16 protein-coding genes and 1 rRNA gene are annotated in these 18,578 nt (G+C 42.3%); 8 read left to right on the forward strand and 9 right to left on the reverse strand.

Annotated elements, in window-relative coordinates; translation table 11 throughout:
- Positions 1-27: 27 nt before the first annotated feature.
- Positions 28-801 (reverse strand): substrate-binding periplasmic protein, encoded by a 774-nt coding sequence (locus ACW689_RS20490; protein WP_476294172.1) that lies wholly within the window; start codon positions 799-801, stop codon positions 28-30.
- Positions 802-929: 128 nt separating this feature from the next.
- Between ACW689_RS20490 and uvrA the strand changes: the two genes are divergently transcribed.
- Positions 930-3,749, forward strand: a complete 2,820-nt coding sequence (gene uvrA / locus ACW689_RS20495; protein WP_476294174.1) for an excinuclease ABC subunit UvrA — start codon at positions 930-932, stop codon at positions 3,747-3,749.
- Between the two features lie 58 nt (positions 3,750-3,807).
- Positions 3,808-4,809 (forward strand): hypothetical protein, encoded by a 1,002-nt coding sequence (locus tag ACW689_RS20500; protein WP_476294175.1) that lies wholly within the window; start codon positions 3,808-3,810, stop codon positions 4,807-4,809.
- Here the strand turns inward: ACW689_RS20500 and ACW689_RS20505 are convergent.
- Positions 4,796-5,188, reverse strand: a complete 393-nt coding sequence (locus ACW689_RS20505) for an acyl-CoA thioesterase (protein WP_476294176.1) — start codon at positions 5,186-5,188, stop codon at positions 4,796-4,798. The two genes, ACW689_RS20500 and ACW689_RS20505, sit on opposite strands and share 14 nt — an antisense overlap.
- A 27-nt stretch (positions 5,189-5,215) precedes the next feature.
- On the opposite strand from ACW689_RS20505, the gene ACW689_RS20510 reads away from it, so the two are divergent.
- Positions 5,216-5,920, forward strand: a complete 705-nt coding sequence (locus ACW689_RS20510; protein ID WP_476294177.1) for a 2OG-Fe(II) oxygenase — start codon at positions 5,216-5,218, stop codon at positions 5,918-5,920.
- Positions 5,921-5,933: 13 nt separating this feature from the next.
- Here the strand turns inward: ACW689_RS20510 and ACW689_RS20515 are convergent, their stop codons facing one another.
- A complete protein-coding gene (locus ACW689_RS20515; RefSeq protein ID WP_476294178.1) occupies positions 5,934-6,302 on the reverse strand; it encodes a YacL family protein in 369 nt (122 codons plus the stop codon).
- A 107-nt stretch (positions 6,303-6,409) separates the two neighbouring features.
- On the opposite strand from ACW689_RS20515, the gene ACW689_RS20520 reads away from it, so the two are divergent.
- Complete coding sequence (locus ACW689_RS20520; protein ID WP_476294179.1) at positions 6,410-7,321, forward strand: AEC family transporter; 912 nt, start codon at positions 6,410-6,412, stop codon at positions 7,319-7,321.
- Here the strand turns inward: ACW689_RS20520 and ACW689_RS20525 are convergent.
- The gene (locus ACW689_RS20525; protein WP_476294181.1) at positions 7,301-7,540 is read right to left on the reverse strand and encodes a hypothetical protein; all 240 of its coding nucleotides are present in this window, start codon (positions 7,538-7,540) and stop codon (positions 7,301-7,303) included. The two genes, ACW689_RS20520 and ACW689_RS20525, sit on opposite strands and share 21 nt — an antisense overlap.
- Before the next feature lie 198 nt (positions 7,541-7,738).
- On the opposite strand from ACW689_RS20525, the gene ACW689_RS20530 reads away from it, so the two are divergent.
- On the forward strand, positions 7,739-9,058 hold the full coding sequence (locus tag ACW689_RS20530; RefSeq protein ID WP_476294182.1) for a short-chain fatty acid transporter: 1,320 nt from the start codon (positions 7,739-7,741) through the stop codon (positions 9,056-9,058).
- A gap of 20 nt (positions 9,059-9,078) precedes the next feature.
- On the opposite strand, the gene ACW689_RS20535 is transcribed toward ACW689_RS20530, so the two are convergent.
- A complete protein-coding gene (locus tag ACW689_RS20535) occupies positions 9,079-10,143 on the reverse strand; it encodes a site-2 protease family protein (RefSeq protein WP_476294184.1) in 1,065 nt (354 codons plus the stop codon).
- A gap of 93 nt (positions 10,144-10,236) precedes the next feature.
- On the opposite strand from ACW689_RS20535, the gene ACW689_RS20540 reads away from it, so the two are divergent.
- Positions 10,237-11,445, forward strand: a complete 1,209-nt coding sequence (locus ACW689_RS20540) for an EAL domain-containing response regulator (protein WP_476294185.1) — start codon at positions 10,237-10,239, stop codon at positions 11,443-11,445.
- Here ACW689_RS20540 and ACW689_RS20545 read toward each other — a convergent pair.
- Positions 11,442-12,509, reverse strand: coding sequence for a hemolysin family protein (locus ACW689_RS20545; RefSeq protein WP_476294186.1), 1,068 nt, complete (start codon positions 12,507-12,509; stop codon positions 11,442-11,444). The genes ACW689_RS20540 and ACW689_RS20545 overlap by 4 nt on opposite strands.
- Positions 12,510-12,615: 106 nt before the next feature.
- Between ACW689_RS20545 and ACW689_RS20550 the strand changes: the two genes are divergently transcribed.
- Both ACW689_RS20550 and ACW689_RS20555 read left to right on the forward strand, forming a co-directional pair.
- A complete protein-coding gene (locus ACW689_RS20550; protein ID WP_476294188.1) occupies positions 12,616-15,066 on the forward strand; it encodes an alpha/beta hydrolase family protein in 2,451 nt (816 codons plus the stop codon).
- 237 nt (positions 15,067-15,303) lie between these two features.
- Entirely contained in the window at positions 15,304-16,008 is a 705-nt protein-coding gene (locus ACW689_RS20555) for a response regulator transcription factor (protein ID WP_476294189.1), read from the forward strand.
- Here ACW689_RS20555 and ACW689_RS20560 read toward each other — a convergent pair.
- The 3 genes from ACW689_RS20560 to rrf form a co-directional block, all read right to left on the reverse strand.
- Positions 16,005-17,516, reverse strand: coding sequence for a YifB family Mg chelatase-like AAA ATPase (locus ACW689_RS20560; protein ID WP_476294191.1), 1,512 nt, complete (start codon positions 17,514-17,516; stop codon positions 16,005-16,007). The genes ACW689_RS20555 and ACW689_RS20560 overlap by 4 nt on opposite strands.
- 23 nt (positions 17,517-17,539) lie before the next feature.
- Positions 17,540-18,154: a trimeric intracellular cation channel family protein gene (locus ACW689_RS20565; protein ID WP_476294192.1), complete on the reverse strand. Its 615-nt coding sequence runs from the start codon at positions 18,152-18,154 to the stop codon at positions 17,540-17,542.
- A gap of 327 nt (positions 18,155-18,481) precedes the next feature.
- Positions 18,482-18,578 (reverse strand): 5S ribosomal RNA (gene rrf, locus ACW689_RS20570); the annotation flags it as partial.

An 18,578-nucleotide genomic window follows, 5' to 3' on the forward strand; every position in this document is an offset into this window, starting at 1 on the left:
TCAGCGCGCAACAGTCTACCAAAAAACTCACTCTAACTTATACTTTTTTAAGATTTGTTCTAATTTCCCTGCTTTGCGTAAGCGCTCAAATGCTTCTTCAAATGCGGTTATTTGCGTTTTACTTACGCTTTGCTTGCTAATTGCAAAATAAACGGGTTCAGAATTGATGGTGATAGGCGCTAGGTCAATTTCAACGAAGTCAGGATTGTGCTCCGTTTGATACATGATATTGTATTTTTCTTCCAAAAAACCGGCGATACGGCCATGGCGTAATAAATTTAACTTTAACTGATTGTCTGCAACGTAAATAAAGTGTTTGTCTGAATCGATTTCTTGTTTCATTCTTTGCTCAAACGCTAAGCCATAATAAGCCCCTCGTTGAATAGCGACGGGTATAGGAAGAGAGAATAAATCTTCTATGGTAGCGACAAAAAATGGGTTCATAGCGTTAGTCGCGAACACAATATTTTCCATTCTTTGTGGACCAATAAAGTAAGCGTAACGCATACGTTGTGCCGTTTTCGACACACTTAACATCAAATCAATGCCACCTTGCTCCAACATCTTCAGTGCCCTTCCCCAAGGCATGCTAACAAAACGATAGCTACAGCCCATTTCATCTAATAATGCCTTTGCAAAGTCGACATCCAAGCCATGCCAACGAAGAGAATCATCTTGTTGAGATTGTGCTGAATAATTTTCAAAGCGAACGATAAATTGACAATCGGAAGTAGTCGCAAGACCTATCGCGCTCTGGAAAAGTAACAAAAAGCTAATTGTAATCGAGCTCAAACGTTGCAAAATTATCGCTCTGAGATTGATCCTAATGTCTAGTTTAGTTCGTTTAGCAAAGTTAAGTTAATTTTCGGCAAAGTATGCGATACTGTTGCGCTATTACTGTTGCCAATCAAATTTGTCGTTAGGTCAAAATGGATAAAATAGAAGTCAGGGGCGCTCGAACGCACAATCTAAAAAATATTTCTCTTACTATCCCGCGAGACAAACTTATCGTGATAACCGGGTTGTCAGGCTCGGGAAAGTCCTCGTTAGCATTCGATACCTTGTATGCAGAAGGCCAAAGGCGCTATGTCGAATCGCTTTCAGCTTATGCAAGACAATTTTTATCCTTGATGGAAAAACCCGATGTTGATCATATTGAAGGATTATCACCTGCGATTTCCATTGAGCAAAAATCGACATCACATAACCCCCGCTCTACAGTCGGTACGATCACTGAAATCTATGATTATTTACGACTACTATTTGCGCGCGTTGGCGAACCGCGTTGTCCAACTCACGACTTACCTTTGGCAGCACAAACAATTAGTCAGATGGTTGATTCGGTACTGGAGCAGCCCGAAGGCAGCAAGTTAATGTTGCTAGCACCTGTGGTAAAGGACCGCAAAGGGGAACACGTAAAACTGCTAGAGCAACTTGCCAGCCAAGGTTACATTCGCGCTCGTATTGATGGCGAAGTATGCGATTTATCCGATCCTCCTACATTAGAGCTGCATAAAAAACATACCATTGAAGTGGTTGTTGATCGTTTCAAAGTTAAAGACGGCTTACAGCAACGTCTTGCCGAATCCTTTGAAACTGCCATCGAACTTTCATCCGGCATCGCTGTGGTTGCCAATATGGAAGACGACAACACTGAAGAGCTTATCTTTTCTGCCAACTTTGCCTGTCCAACCTGTGGCTATGCGATGACGGAGCTTGAACCTAGGCTATTTTCATTTAATAACCCTGCGGGTGCCTGTCAAAGCTGCGATGGCTTAGGTGTGCGTCAGTACTTTGACCCACAACGCGTTGTACAAAACCCAGAACTTAGCCTCAGCGGCGGTGCGATTAAAGGCTGGGACAAACGCAGTTTTTATTACTTCCAAATGCTGCAATCGGTCGCTGAGCACTATAAGTTTGATTTAGAGGTGCCCTTTAAAGATCTATCCAGCGACGCACAAAAGGTTATTTTGGAAGGCACTGGTAAAACCAAAATCGCTTTTAATTACCGTAATGATAGGGGTGACTTGATCACGCGTAACCACGAATTTGAAGGCGTTTTAAATAACATGAACCGCCGCTATCGTGAGACTGAATCAACCTCGGTGCGAGAAGAGCTCAGTAAGTATCAAACAAGTCAGGCATGTCCTAGCTGTCATGGCTCCCGGCTGCGTGAAGAAGCCCGTAACGTATTCATTGGGCAAACGACGTTACCTCATGTTACCACCATGAGCATTGGCGAAGCCATGGCGTTTTTTGAATCCCTCGTATTACACGGACAAAAAGCGCAAATCGCCGAGAAAATCCTTAAAGAAATACGTGACCGTTTGTCATTCCTAATTAATGTTGGACTCAACTACTTATCACTTGAGCGCAGTGCGGATACGTTATCTGGTGGTGAAGCACAGCGTATTCGCTTAGCCAGCCAAATTGGCGCAGGCTTAGTAGGTGTAATGTATGTGCTTGATGAACCATCTATTGGCTTGCATCAGCGAGATAACGACCGCCTACTTAGCACACTGACACATTTGCGTGATCTTGGTAATACCGTCATCGTAGTAGAGCACGATGAGGACGCAATACGCGCTGCAGATCACATAATTGATATTGGCCCTGGGGCTGGTGTACATGGCGGACACGTAGTAGCGCAAGGTTCGCGCGATGATATAATAAACAACCCCGATTCACTAACAGGCCAATATTTAAGTGGCACTAAAGCCATTGAAGTGCCCAAGCAACGCCATGAATGCAATGATAAATGGTTAGAGCTGTTCGGGGCATCAGGTAACAACCTTAAAAATGTCGATTTACGTATCCCGTTTGGGTTGATGACCTGTATTACCGGCGTATCAGGCTCTGGTAAATCAACCTTGATCAATGACACTCTATTTAAGCTGGCACACAGCGAACTTAATGGTGCTACAACCGCAGAAGCCGCGCCATATAAAGAAATTAAAGGTCTAGATCACTTTGATAAAGTAATAGATATAGATCAAAGCCCAATCGGCCGCACGCCACGCTCTAATCCTGCGACCTACACTGGTATCTTCACCGCTATTCGTGAGCTGTTTGCAGGCACCCAAGAAGCACGCTCTCGCGGCTATAAAGTGGGTCGTTTTAGTTTCAACGTTAAAGGCGGACGATGTGAGGCGTGTCAGGGTGATGGTGTTATCAAGGTTGAAATGCACTTTTTGCCTGATGTATACGTTCCTTGCGATATCTGTACTGGTAAGCGTTACAACCGCGAAACACTAGAAGTGCTTTACAAAGGCAAAAATATTCATGAAGTACTGGAAATGACGGTTGAAGATGCTCATGAGTTTTTTGAGAAAATCCCCGCTATTAATCGCAAGCTTTCTACACTAATGGATGTAGGCTTGTCTTATATTCGCTTAGGGCAAGCCGCAACCACACTCTCCGGTGGTGAAGCTCAACGGGTTAAGTTAGCACGCGAGCTTTCTAAACGAGACACAGGTAAAACGCTGTACATTCTGGATGAACCTACAACGGGTCTGCATTTTCACGATATTCAACAATTGCTTGTAGTGCTGCATCGCCTGCGAGATCATAGTAATACCGTTGTGGTTATAGAGCACAACCTCGATGTGATTAAAACCGCTGACTGGATAGTTGATTTAGGTCCTGAAGGAGGTGCCGGTGGCGGTCAAATATTGATTGCAGGAACCCCAGAAGAGGTTGCGACATGTGACCAATCACATACAGGTAAGTATCTAAAACCTTTACTTTAGTGAACAAAGGAATGTAGTTTTACTACATTCCTTTTTACGCCTAACAAGAATAATAATCATGCTAAATCTCCCCTTTTATCCCACTCTAAGAGACAAGCTCAAAAAGTACATTTTTACTTTAAACTCATTTTGGCAGTCGCTCAATTTTGCGCAACGCTGCTATTTAATAGCGATTATCGTCACAATTATATATTGGGAAGGAGAAGGACATCAGATTATCATTAGCCTTTTAATACTTGCCGCTGTGGTAAGTGAGTTTTGGCCGAAGTTCATGCAAGTATGGGATAGTCTCCCCGGAAAAGCCCTAATTTTATTATTCTATAGTTTTGTCGCCAACTATGCGCTAGTTCAAGCGTCAGGGATGGTCAATGACATTACTGGCGTCAGCGCTGACCATTTACCCTACACTCATAATTTCAGTGTACTGCTGTCAGTGCCCATATGGTTTTTCATCACAAGCTTACTGGTACTGCTAATCATTCAGATCGGAATTCCGTTTTATATCATTACATTGCTGTTATTACGCCCCTTTGGCTTACATACATTTTGGCATGCACCTGGTTATCGCTTTCCGATACTAACTGGTATTGCGCGCTTCGGAGCCGCTTTCTTTTTACTCACTCAACTCGCACTGCTAGGTAGCTATACTGGTGTGATGGGTGGTATCAATCATACACTTAAAAGTGTTGCCAACGGGCTGGAAATAGACGTTAACATTAATGGAGAGCCTGCCTCAAAAGAGAAAGTCGCCCAAGCGATTCAACAAGATCCTGAACTAGAAGATTTGCGACAGCTCTCTGATCTCAATAAACAACGTTCACAGTCTTATGATAAAAGAATCAAAAATATCTTGGCATATTTTATTTATGAAAATGAGGCAGACTCTCGCTCCCGTTGTGAACATACCCAAGGCAGTAGAGTGATCGAACTGAACGATTACGAAATACTTGAGATCATTAAGCTCGAAAATACGCAAGATGAGACCAGTTACAACTACGAAGTTAAGCCGTGTATCTCAGCTGCAATAGGCCATCAATTCAAACAGTCTACTCAGCCATAAACGAGGCTAACTGACCGCGCTCAGCTTCAGATAAAGGCTGAGCGCGTTTATTAGTAAAGTCGTAACGCACCATTACCGTTTTTCCCTCAGCGCAGCATTGTCCATGCTGCCAAGCCTGTTGCACTATCACAAACGAGCTGTTGCCAACCTGCTCAATCGCCGTTTTAATTTCAACTTCTTGTCCGTAAAACAGCTCACCTTTAAACGTCACTTCCACCTTTACCACAATCAACTTCCATTGATGTGGATTAAGATCAGGTGTGAAAACTTTAAAAATTGGCACCCGTGCGGCTTCAAACCATACGGGGAGTACGGTATTGTTTATATGGCCCAAAACATCGGTTTCGCTGAATCGTGGCATCAATTTTTCTGACAACATAATAATTCCAATAACTGTAGGTACAACATGACAGATTTCATCGGCGTTTATGACAACGCACTCAGTGCAGAGTTTTGCGATCAATTTATTGATCTATTTGAACAAAGTCCACACTTAAAACAAGGCACAACGTCCGGAGGCGTCGACCTTAACAAAAAAGTAAGTCAAGATCTGTACTTGAACGCACACCCAGAATATGCCCAACACTTGCAACATATTCAACAGGTGACAGCACAGCATGTGTTTAACTATGCACAAGAGCACCTGTTTATGATTATTGGTGCCTTCGGCCTTAAGGTTTATCACCCCGAAACGGGGCAACCAGTAGATGTTACCTTTGATAACTTTGAAGAAGTGGCCAAACCGCAGCTACCTGTTCTGGTGCAGCAGTTATTCCGCCTAGGCAATATTCAAGCGCAAAAGTACGAAGTTAATAAAGGCGGATATCCGTATTGGCATAGTGAAGTTTATCCGCAACTAGAGCACAATGAAGCCTTACATCGCGTACTGTTGTTTATGTTCTACCTCAATGACGTTCATGAAGGCGGTGAAACCGAGTTTTATTATCAGCAAAAAAAAATAGCACCTAAAAAAGGCACCATGGTCATTGCACCGGGTTACTTCACGCATACTCACCGAGGAAATAAACCCATATCAAATGATAAGTATATATTAACCTCTTGGGTACTATTTCACCGCGCGGAGCAGATCTACGGCACGCCAAATAAGTGATAGACAAGGGCATCTAATTTCGATTTAGGAACAGATGCCATGCCTCTAAAAGCTCAATAAAGTCCTCATAACCACAGCCATTACAAAGGCCATGCTCATCAAGCTCAAGGGCATCATCAGCATATAAATCAAGCTCGTTGGTTTGATGAAACAAAGCATGCGCTTCAAACAATGCCTCATCATGCGAAAGGGTAAAACGAATTTCACGGCCTTCCATAACGATAGACTGGGCGCGTGCATCAAGCTGCTTAGCCTGCTCAATTAGTTGCGCTACGCCTTCGTGTGCTAACTCTTCCGACAGCCAACGTCCAACAAGCGTATGTTCATCGCTAATTTTTACTTTAAAGCCCGTGATAGGGTCACGGATAAATTGATATTCCAAAGTACAGCTCTAGTTTTGATTCTTTGTGTCACATTATACGCTTTCTTACTTGAGACATACCATGCAAACTAGGATAATGAACAGCATTTTCATTCAGAGCAAATACCATGAGCACGTTGACGATTTTACTCCCCTTGGTGCTTTGTGTATGTGCTGGCTTTGTTTCGATGAAACAGAGCATCATTAACGATTCTTGGTTAAACACGTTAAGAAGGCTTGTTTTCAATATCGCCATTCCCATTTTCTTATTCACGGGAATGTATAAGGCGAATTTAGATCAAGTACTATCGACTGAGTTGCTGGCTAGTTTTTATATTCCGGTTATCGCTGTGTACATCGCCTGTCTTGCTATTGCAATGCGTATATTTAAAGTCAATATAGATGACGCCGCATTGCTTTCTCTTGCGTCCACCTATTCCAACACGGTTGTTGTGGGCCTACCGATAATTATAGCCAGCTTAGGTACAAATCACGGTGCGATGGTTTTTATGATCATCACTTTTCATAGTGCCCTATTGTTTTCCTTAACGTTTTTATTTGCAATGAGCAAAAAATTGCATTGGATAAGCGCTTTAAAACCGCTGTTGCTCAATCCGATTGTAGTGAGTATTAGTCTTGGCCTTATATGTAACCTCATTCGGTTACCCCTTCCCAGTACCATTATTTTTGCAACCAGTGCATTAGCGTATCCCGTCATTTATAGCGCGCTATTTGTCCTGGGTGCCAGTTTAACTAACTACGCTATTAAACAGGCATGGCGCACCGCACTGTGTGTTAGCCTTATTAAACTGATTGCATTACCACTTTGTGTGTTCACGTTAGCTAAGTGGGGCTTGAACCTACCCCACGATCAAATTGCTGTCATCACTTTAATGAGTGCCTCACCACTTGGCGTCAATGCTTACCTTGTTGCTCGACAACTAAATCGACAACAAGCAATAGTGGCCAGTAGCGTTGCACTGTCTACAATCTTAAGTGCATTTACGCTCGCAGCTTGGTTAACGGCGCTCATACCTTGAGTAATCAACATATCTAGCGGCATCAATAATTGACCAGATATAAACGATAGGTAAGAGTACCCAACCAATTAAAATCCAAGTCGTTGCTCCAGCAATTACCCAAAATAATGCGAAAAGTATTGCTGCACCAACGCGGCCTTGAACCAGCTGACCTAAACCTGGGAAAAATAAATTACATATTGCCGCTATCACATTACCGCCTGAACCTTGTCCTGCCATAACATCCTCTCTTATTTCTATTTCAAATCAGTTCTGAATTAACTAATACACTTACCATGCCAAAAACAATAAACACTAATATATCAATAAATTAAAATAATAGCTTTATAACCTGAGCATGTTCAATTTAGTCTAAAAGACTAACTTTTGGTTTAAATGTTAGCTATGATTGAGCAAAAAATAATGACAGGATGATTTATGCTATATCGGATCACGCGTCCAGTAAGTAGCATAGTGGAACGCTACTTGCCAGACCCCTATGTATTTGTATTAATACTTACCCTCATTGTACTCACCTTAGCCAGCACCATAACGCCATTTACGCCCGTACAGGCAGTAGAAGCATGGGGCCAAGGCTTTTGGAACCTACTTAAGTTTGCCATGCAAATGTTACTCATCTTAGTATCAGGATATATGCTTGCTAGCACACCCATTTGTGTGCTGGCCCTTAATAAATTAGCGCAAAACGCCAAAAAGCCTTTCCATGCCATTGTTCTGGTCACTATGGTGGCGATGATGGCCAGCTGGCTTAATTGGGGATTTGGCCTCGTAGTCGGAGCGCTATTTGCAAAGGCATTGGCTAAACACGTAGAAGTAGACTATCGCGTGCTTGTGGCTAGTGCCTACTCAGGGTTTATCGTATGGCACGGCGGCTTGTCGGGCTCAGTACCATTAACCATTGCGAGTGAAGGGCACTTTGCTCAAGAGGCTATCGGTGTTGTCGGCACCGATAGCACATTATTTTCAAACTTTAACTTGCTAATTTTAATAACGCTACTGTTCATTTTGCCGATTCTAAACAGTTTGCTTTTACCACCCAAAGATCAACAAGTCATTGTTGATAAAACACGTTTACACGAACAAAGCGACTCCCCTACCCTGCATCACTCTAAGCTGACCCCCGCTCAACGCTTAGAGCAAAGTAAATTGCTTGGTATTACAGTGGGCCTGCTTGGCTGCAGTTATCTTAGTTATTACTTTGTAATTGCAGATGGGAAGTTAAATCTCAATAGTGTCATTGGGCTATTTTTGTTTCTCGCTATATTGCTTCATCAAACACCAGTAAGATTGCTGACAAGTTTACAAAATGCTATTTCCGGCGGTGCGGGTATTGTCATCCAATTTCCTTTTTATGCCGGTATTATGGCTGTGATGGTTGATTCTGGCTTGGCGCAACAAATTTCGTCGGCATTCGTATCCATTAGCAGTGCAGAAAGTTTACCATTTTGGAGTTTTATCAGCGCCGGTCTTGTAAATATTTTTGTTCCTTCTGGTGGTGGTCAGTGGGCTGTACAAGCCCCAATAGTTATACCTGCTGCGCAAATGCTTGATGCCGATATGGCACGTGTTGCTATGGCGGTTGCTTGGGGGGATGCGTGGACCAACCTGATCCAGCCATTCTGGGCACTACCTGTACTTGCGATAGCAGGTTTAAAAGCGCGCGATATTATGGGTTTTTGCTTACTGCAGTTGTTGGTGACGGGTGCAATCATTGCAGCTATGCTGACTTGGGCATAGCTGCTTCCAAAGTATAGAAATTAACTCGATAAGACTTTCATTGGCAGGCTCAGCATAGCGCTTTCTGAGTCTGCAAAATGCATCATCACTGCCACATGCCCAGCAACAACTAAGACATACATCACAGCTGAAAATATCTGCCCATATCTATCTAACGGTAACAAATGAGATACGTGGCGCGCTCGCCATTCGAATAAAATTTCTAGACTACCAATAAATAAAAAGAACACCAATAACACCAAGCCAAATACGTAGCTGATCCATAGCCCTAAAGCGACACCACCCATACACACAAGCAGCCCAACCCAAGAGCGCATTGAAAAGCTGATACTTTTTAGAACATGGCCACCATCTAATGGCAAAATAGGTAATAGGCCAAACAGATTCAACAGCGCACTGAGCACAGCCACACCCGCAAAAATTTCCATCTCGGTGGCATAATACAACACCACACCTAAAACGGAAGTTATCAGGCCAAACGCGGGACCCATCAAAGAGATCACCACATCTTGCCAACGGGTGGTGATCTTATCGTCACTGACCGCAAGCCCTCCAACAAATGGGATCAAGTAAATACCTTTGGTTTTTATTTTAAAGTACTGCATTGCGCGAACATGGCCATACTCATGAACAACTAAACAAGCAATCAACATAAGCGCAAATTGCCATGAAAATAACCAAGCGTAACCTGCCACTGACGCGCCCGCGAGTGCTGCTTTCACCACTTTTGCACTTTTAAAAATCTTAAATCCCAGTGCCGCAAGCCCAAAAATACTTCTTTTATTTTCCACTTGAGCTGCTGGTAATTCCAACCATTGCCACGATACCCCATCGGTGCATATACCCAATTGCTGTGCCTCTAATTGAGTAGTATCAAACTGTAATACCCCATGCTCATAGGTGCACGCAACCACATCTTTCGATATAGGTTCAATCGCTAGCGCTTGTTGTTGATAAAAAACCTGCAGTAGCTGTGCTTTATTAAAAAATGCCGAGAAGCGATGCTCGCCAATGGTAAATTCAACTCGTGTCATAAATCGTAGAAGATTGTTGTTTTTAACATTATCCCAATTAAAGGCACGCATGACAAACATGCATTTCAAAGCAATTTTGGTCGCATTTCATACAAGCTATACTAAACTTAAGTGGATGCGAGTACGCAACCTAAGGATTTGGATATGAATACGCCTAGCAGACAAGTCATGGTCGTAGACGACTCCCAAGCCATTTTGATGGTTATGAAAGCGATGCTTACCGAGCTTGGGATCACAAACGTGACCGCATGTTCTAGCGCTGCTCAAGCCCTCGCAAAGATCGTACAAGCACCAAGAAGCTTTGATGCTATTTTTACCGATTTAAATATGCCGGATATTGATGGGATGGAGTTTATTCGTCAGCTTGGCGAAATTAGATACCCCGGCGGGGTTGTTATCATCTCTGATATGGACCCTAAAATTATCGACCTTGCATCTAATCTTGCTCGCCAATCAAGCGCGCACCTGATAGGTAATATAACTAAACCAATCCAACTTAAGGAAGTTGATAGGCTTCTGAAGAAATTAGAAACGTTTATCGCTCCTGAAAAACGTAAGTGTGAGCCAATCACACAGTCAGAGTTGTTACATGCGATCAGTCATAGAGAAATAACGCCCTTTTATCAACCAAAGGTTAATCGTGCCACGAAATCTATTGAAAGCATCGAAGTATTGGCAAGGATCGTTACTGAGCAAAAAACACATACCATTATGCCAGAACAATTCATCACGCTTGCCGAAGATCTAGATCTCATCAATTTAATTACTTTTCAGTTGTTTGAAAAAGCAACAGAAGAATTTAGAGAAATACGAACAGAGCTCCCCCACAACGTGACGCTTGCTTTTAACCTATCACCGGTGCAATTAGACGATCTTAATTGCCCTGACAAGTTGTCGCTTATTCTTGAACTGAGCAGACTCAAGCCTGAGGATGTAATTTTAGAGATTACCGAGCATATTCCGCTAAATAGTAGCGTACAGCTAGAAACGCTAAACCGCTTACGTATGAGAGGATTTTCAATCTCATTAGACGATTTTGGCACTGGCTTTACCAATATACACCAGCTTAAAACCCTCCCTTTCACTGAAATAAAAATAGACCGCTCTCTTATTACCCATATTGATTCCGATAGGTTTTCACAAGTCATCGTTGATAGCCTTATTGATATCGCTCAAAACGAGCAAATTGGCATAGTAGCAGAAGGTATCGAGCGGATTGAAGAGCTCCAGTATCTAGACAGATACAAACATAATTTATTGATGCAGGGCTTTTTAATAAGCCGACCCAAAGCCAAGGCGGAGTTTGTTCGCTGGATCCACTCTTGGCTTAGAATGATGAACTCGAATATCTAACGATCTTCTTCTGTATCAGTTTCTATTAAATGGCTGTGCGCATCCACACGTTCGCGCCATTTGCGCTTTGCCGCTTGCTGCATATTGGTAGACTGATCTCGCTCATCAATGATGTCCATCCCCATAAGCGACTCAAGCATATCTTCCAAAGTCACAATGCCTTGTATATCGCCATATTCATCAATAACTAGCGCTATATGTACGCGCTTTTCTAACAAGGTTTGAAACAAGTTTGCTGCGTTAAGTGTTTCAGGTACCGTATAAAGTGGTTTAACCAACTTACCGATTTTATAATCTTCACCAAGCCTATGATAAGCAAGCATAATATCGTTCTTGTGAACAAAGCCAATGATGTCATCACTGTTTTTGTCAAACACCAGTATACGAGAAAAAGAGACTGAACCATGTTCAGATAGATATTCATTAACTGTCATATCTTTATGGATCTTAAATAAAACCGTTCTTGGTGTCATAACATGCTCAAGCTTGGCATGCCTAAACTGCAACAAGCTGCGTATTGTTTCAGACTCTTCTTGGTGCAACGCTCCTGCTTCAGAGCCTATTTCAGCCATCGCCTCGATTTCTTGACGAATATAGTGAGCTTCACTCTCTTTTGTGCCAATTAAGCGCGTTAACATGTCTGACATCCACACAAATGGTTTAAGCACGCGTACAAGCCACATTAGTGAGCTACTGACAACAGGAGTCAAAGCACGCCAGTAGGTCGCACCAAGTGTTTTAGGAATAATTTCAGAGAGTACTAATACCAATAAGGTCATCACTGCGGAGGCAATACCGACCGCAGCATCAGAGAAGACTACTGCTGCTTGTGCCCCGACCCCTGCAGCACCAGCCGTATGGGCGACGGTATTCAAGGTCAAAATAGCAGCCAAAGGCTTATCAATATTATCTTTTAATTGTTGTACTCTTTGCGCCAGCTTAGGTTTGTCTTTTTTGAGCACGGCAATATAGCTCGGCGTAATGCTGAGCAACACAGCTTCCATAACTGAACAAAGAAATGAAATACCGATGGCCAATGCCATGTAAGTCATCAATAAAAACAACCGAAACTCCTCATTTAGTATTAGATGGCACTGACCGCAAGTTTGCAGTTCTGGCCTTGATATATGCTATATTGGGTCAAATTTATTACCTACAATAGGCGCAAACATGATTTTACGCACTGCGGTTACTTTACTCATTTCATCCATCGCTCTGCAACTTAATGCAGCACCATTGGACAAAAGGCAAATACAATTCATTGGACCAATAAAAACACATACAAATATAAAGCCAAATAATACGGCTTATCAGGCCCAAATCATACAATCTTTATTACCCAGTTTACAAAAACAAACAGATTCTGTGCAGGTATTTGGCAAAAAACTAGATTGGCAGAACTTGGAAAACGTCAATGCTCTAACAATGCCAGGCTTACAAGCACTCAAATTCAACTTTACAACGACACGATTCGTGCAAGGTAAACTGTCTCTAAAAGGCATTGAAAAAGCCCATGTATTTTTAGATGGCATATTATTAAGCGGTAAAAGCAGTTTTGATATAGAAGCGGTTACTGGCGACCATCAAGTAGTCGTGGTCGCTGAGCAGGTTAATAATTGGCATGAAGTAAGCGTTGACTACATGCCAAACGCAGAACATGACATCATTGATGTACACCAGAATAAGCAGCGTGCACTTTCGGCAAAGCAATTGTTTGATGCACCCACAATAAGTGCTATATCACAATCTCCAGACGGCCAGTACTACGTTATTAGTAAGCGCCGATATGCAGATGACACCGCCAATAAGGCGCAAACACAAACGCTCCTGAAAGACAAAAATGACAAAATACTCTATCAATTTACAAATACCTCAGCAAATACGATAGCTTGGCGCCCTGATTCCAAACAAGTTGCTTATAGCCAAGATGGCAAAGTGACCTTGCTAAATCTAAATGATCTAAGCACACAACAAATAACAAGCCCATTAGAAGGTGCGAGTGGATTTGAATATTTTGACGAAAATACGCTGGTATTTTCTTGGTCTCAGAGTGGCAAAACTCAAGATCTAGTTAAACACTATCAAGGACTTGAAGACCGCTGGTCTTATGGAAGGAACAGTAGCCAACTTTACTTTTTAGATACTCAGTCAGGTCTTATTAATGGGATCACTGAAGGTACTTTAAGTCATTATCTCGAAGATCATGATGTAAAGCGAGGTACCTTACTATTAAGCCGCAGTCTACAAGATTACAAAGCACCACCTCATTCCTTAACTGAACTCGTGGAGTTTAATATTACTAATGGCGAACAAGCAGTGCTTGGTCGTTACCGTACTTTTAATCTCGCAAAATATAGTAAAAAAGGCATTTACGTAGTAGCTGGTCCCGACTTTTTAGGCGGAGTGGGCAGAACTCTGCCAAATGACACGCTAGCAAATAACTACGATGGCCAGCTGTATCTACTAGACGAACAAGGTCTGAGCCCAAAAGCCTTGAGCAAAACTTTTGACCCGGCAATTACCTCTATTCATGTATTAAATAACGGTGATGTATTACTCAAAGCAAAAGATGAAGACAGACAGCCACTGTTTTTATTTGATGAAAGTAAATCACAGTTCAAGCGAATCAAAACAGGTCTTGATGTAGTAGATACATATCAAGTAACTAGTAATCGCAGTACCCAAGTTTTATTGGCTGGCACTCAAGCCTCAGCACCTCAGCAACTAAAGCGCGTATCTCTTAAAAATAATCGCGCTGAAACTATTTGGGATTCAAAAGATAAAGCTTATACAAATACGAACATAGCAACACTCGAAGAGTTCAACTTTAAAAATAAAGAAGGCGTTGAAATAAAAGGTCGAGTGTATATTCCACATGGCTTAGATAAGACCAAGAAGCATCCTGCGTTAATTTATTACTATGGCGGTACATCACCAGTTTCTCGTGCATTTACTGGCCGTTATCCATTCAATTTATGGGCTGCAAACGGCTATGTTGTTTATGTATTACAACCAACAGGTGCAACAGGCTTTGGTCAAGCGTTTTCTGCAAAACATGTGAACGCTTGGGGCGAATACACCGCCCAGGATATTATTGATGGCACAAGCGCTTTCATACAAGCTTATCCGTTTGTTGATAAAAACCGCTTGGGTAATTTAGGTGCGTCTTATGGTGGTTTCATGACTATGTTACTTGCGACCAAAACTGACATGTTTAGTGCATCTATCTCCCATGCGGGGATCTCAAACATCACCTCATACTGGGGACAGGGTTGGTGGGGCTATAGTTATTCTGGCGAAGCTTCAAAAAATAGCTTCCCATGGAATAATCCAACGCTTTACTCTCAACACAGCCCAGTGTTCCATGCAGATAAAGTGACTACCCCGCTACTTTTACTTCATGGAGACGCTGATACCAATGTACCTGTTGGTGAGAGTCACAATATGTACACGGCTCTGAAGCTTTTAGATAAGGATGTAGAATTAATCGAGTATAAAAATGCCGACCACCAAATATTTGCGCGAGACCGCCGCTTCCATTGGTGGAATACCATATTGGCTTACTTTGACATGCACCTGAAAGAACAACCACAATGGTGGAATTCCATTTATAATAAGTAAATGCTTCATTAAAGGAGTAGATATAGATCTACTCCTTTAATTTATATTTATTCATGAAACCAAGAAATACCGCATACTTATTCTACTTATCTGACCATCCCAGCCTAACAATCTATAAATAACACCTTTCAATTGCATGTTTTTAACGCATTTTATTGCAAAAATATCACCTTAAGCTTCTCACCTGTGATTTTACAGTGCTAATATATACGTAATTATTGAATAGATAACGATATTATGAGTATTCACGTATTACTGGTAGAAGATGATGAACTTTTAGCCAAGCGTATTTTAAGCCACTTTGCAGATACTGAATTTGTGATAAAGGTAGACAATACTGGAGCTGAAGCACTCAACTATGTACAGCAAGCAACCAATACTGACTCGTCGATTTCTATCGCTATTGTGGATATAGTACTACCTGCAACGGATGGCTTAGAGCTCGCCAAAGAGCTTAATACACTAACAGATATTGGCGTGATTATGCTTTCAAGCCGAGACTCTCAGGCCGACCGAATCGCAGGGCTAGCCCAAGGCGCCGACGACTATGTTTGTAAACCTGTTGATTTGCTTGAATTAGAATTACGAATGCGCGCCTTGTACAAGCGTATTTCACAAAGTGCTGATGACGATGAATCTGAAGAGTTCATCGAATATGCGGATTTCAAACTACACCCCGACAACCGAACTTTAATTAACCCCGCAGGTGAAGAGTCTAGGTTGACTGAAGCTGAACATAAAGTACTTATTTGTCTTATCTCTAATGCAGGAAAAGCTACGTCGCGAGAGAAAATATCTGAAGACATCGGTCAACCCGATTGGAGCCCCAATGACAGAACTGTCGACGTTTTAGTGGGTCGTTTACGCAAAAAGCTGGGTGACGAAAAAGACCAAAAGCGTATCGTCACCGTGCGTGGTAAAGGCTACATGCTTTCCACTTAGTATTTGGTTAGTTGATTGAGTAGCCGCTCAAATGCCCGATAGCTTAAGGCTTCCTTGATAGAAGCCAGCGTAATTTCAGGCTCTTGATTTAAATCAGAAATAGTACGCGCCACCTTAATCACTCGATGATAGCTACGCGGTGACAACTTCAACTTATCGACGGCGCTGGCAAGAAACTGTTTTTGGGCTAAACCTAATGCACAATACTGCATCAACTCTTGGTTACTCAAGCGCGCATTACTCTTTCCTTGGCGCTTGATAGCTAGATTATGAGCTTGCTCAACACGCGCTTTAATTAACGCTGTACTCTCCTCTTCACTTTCGCTTTGAAGTTCTTCGGTACTTAACCTTGGCAATTCAACCTGTAAATCAATTCGATCTATAAATGGCCCTGAAATTCTTGATAAATACCGTAACACCTGATCTGGCGTTGCGCGCTTATCATCATGATGGCCCGTTGGACTCGGGTTGAGTGCTGCAATTAATTGAAATCGAGCAGGAAAATCTACCTGTATCGCCGCTCTAGAAATAGTAACAACACCTGTTTCCATTGGCTCTCTTAAGGAATCAAGCACTTTTCTCTCATACTCTGGTAGCTCATCCAAAAATAACACGCCATTGTGAGAGAGGGAAATTTCACCGGGACGTGGCTTGGAAGAGCCGCCCACTAAGGCAACTGCAGAGCAAGTATGATGCGGGCTTCTAAAAGGACGCTGACGCCAATTTTGCAAATCAATATCCTGACTAATAAGCGAGTAAACTGAAGCAGTTTCTAGTGCTTCAGAATCTTGCATGGTTGGCATAATGCCTGGCATCCGCTGAGCGAGCATCGACTTTCCCGTACCCGGTGGCCCAACAAACAATAAGTTATGACCACCTGCTGCAGCAATTTCTAATACCCTTTTGCCGCCTGCTTGCCCTTTCACCTCGCTCATATCAAGTGGATGAATCGAGTTACCTAATGCTCGTGGATGACTAACACTTACTGGTAATGAATGCTGGCCGTGTATATCTAACCAAAGCTCGGTCAATGAGGTAATAGCCTTTCTTTGAGCACCAGATGCCAAGCTCGCGATCTGATCATTCTTTTGCGGTAAGTAAACACATCGATTAGCTGATTGAGCAGCCAATACGGCAGGCAAGATGGCATGAACTGGGTGCACTTCCCCACTTAGAGCCAACTCCCCGAAAAATTCGAAGTGCTCTAAATTCGAGCTTTCTATCTGTCCTGATGCGGCTAAAATCCCTACAGCAATGGCCAAGTCAAAACGTCCACCTTCTTTGGGTAAATCGGCAGGAGCCAAATTGACAGTAATACGTTGCTCAGGAAATAAAAAGTTAGAATTGGTGACAGCAGAGCGTACTCGCTCTTTTGCTTCTTTAACTGAAGCTTCGGGCAAACCTACAATATGAAAAGCGGGTAAGCCATTACTTAAGTGTACTTCCACTGTAACTTGAGGTGCAACTATCCCAACTTGGGCTCGGGTATATATTTTTGCAAGCGACATATCCTTGTCTCTCTATCGTTAATTTACACAGGGTATTTGAATACATGTAAAACCAAATTAAACCGCATCGCTAATAATCGTAGAATCAATGTGGCGCTCATTGCACACATCATCGCAAGCTCAATAGAAAACGGCCAATGCAACATTTGAGTATAAACAATACCACCAAAAATACAGGTAATGGCATACAATTGCCCTTTAAGTAAAAGTGGAATTTCTCCGGCCAATACGTCTCGGATCACCCCACCAAAACAACCAGTTAAAACGCCCATTATGATTGCTGTTGTATCTGGCATACCAATATTAATGGCTTTTTGAACACCCATAACCGCAAAAAATGCAAGCCCAAACGCATCCGCAATATGAAGGAATTGACGAGGGATCGACTTTTGCTTGTTTAACAGCAAAATACAAATAAATATGGCACTGAAAATTGCCATAAAGTAACTCGCATCATGCAACCAAAATACAGGAACATCTAGGATAATATCTCGCAATGTACCGCCACCTATCCCTGTCGCCGTTGCAAGTACAATAACACCAAAACCATCCATATGTTTACTGTGCGCTATAAGTGTACCTGAAATAGCAAACACCATTACACCAAGCAAATCAAACCAATGTATAAGCTCTGTCATGTATCGAATTCCAATTGTAAAAATATCTGCACCTTGAAGATTGGAGTAACCCCAATCCATTTAACTAAGTAGTATATTTTGAGGCCAGCACCCCTTGTCGGTAGCACCGCTACCGTGCCCTGCTATCGCTAAGGTACCTACATCCATGTAGGCAAGGCAAAAATTTCGTTATTTATTTTTTCTAAATGAGAAATTTTTAACGCAGCTATCATCAGGTTTAATCCCTCAAAATGATTAAGTGTTATATAAGAATTGGTATAACTAGCAGCATAGTTCGCCACAACGAAAAAAGCCCGACTCTTTCGAATCGGGCTTTATTTATTAGGTGCCTGACGATGTTCTACTTTCACATGGCAACTGCCACACTATCATCGACGCTGTTTCGTTTCACTTCTGAGTTCGGCATGGGGTCAGGTGGGTCCAA

It is taken from the genome of Pseudoalteromonas sp. ABE4_541 (assembly GCF_056312285.1).

Excerpts from the sequence above, each read along its gene's own strand:
- ACW689_RS20505 (WP_476294176.1), bottom strand. The coding sequence starts at position 5,188 with ATGTTGTCAGAAAAATTGATGCCACGATTCAGCGAAACCGATGTTTTG.
- ACW689_RS20565 (WP_476294192.1), bottom strand. The coding sequence starts at position 18,154 with ATGACAGAGCTTATACATTGGTTTGATTTGCTTGGTGTAATGGTGTTT.
- ACW689_RS20530 (WP_476294182.1), top strand. The coding sequence starts at position 7,739 with ATGCTATATCGGATCACGCGTCCAGTAAGTAGCATAGTGGAACGCTAC.
- ACW689_RS20540 (WP_476294185.1), top strand. The coding sequence starts at position 10,237 with ATGAATACGCCTAGCAGACAAGTCATGGTCGTAGACGACTCCCAAGCC.
- ACW689_RS20520 (WP_476294179.1), top strand. The coding sequence starts at position 6,410 with ATGAGCACGTTGACGATTTTACTCCCCTTGGTGCTTTGTGTATGTGCT.
- ACW689_RS20510 (WP_476294177.1), top strand. The coding sequence starts at position 5,216 with ATGACAGATTTCATCGGCGTTTATGACAACGCACTCAGTGCAGAGTTT.
- uvrA (WP_476294174.1), top strand. The coding sequence starts at position 930 with ATGGATAAAATAGAAGTCAGGGGCGCTCGAACGCACAATCTAAAAAAT.
- ACW689_RS20550 (WP_476294188.1), top strand. The coding sequence starts at position 12,616 with ATGATTTTACGCACTGCGGTTACTTTACTCATTTCATCCATCGCTCTG.
- ACW689_RS20555 (WP_476294189.1), top strand. The coding sequence starts at position 15,304 with ATGAGTATTCACGTATTACTGGTAGAAGATGATGAACTTTTAGCCAAG.
- ACW689_RS20500 (WP_476294175.1), top strand. The coding sequence starts at position 3,808 with ATGCTAAATCTCCCCTTTTATCCCACTCTAAGAGACAAGCTCAAAAAG.
- ACW689_RS20525 (WP_476294181.1), bottom strand. The coding sequence starts at position 7,540 with ATGGCAGGACAAGGTTCAGGCGGTAATGTGATAGCGGCAATATGTAAT.
- ACW689_RS20535 (WP_476294184.1), bottom strand. The coding sequence starts at position 10,143 with ATGCGTGCCTTTAATTGGGATAATGTTAAAAACAACAATCTTCTACGA.
- ACW689_RS20560 (WP_476294191.1), bottom strand. The coding sequence starts at position 17,516 with ATGTCGCTTGCAAAAATATATACCCGAGCCCAAGTTGGGATAGTTGCA.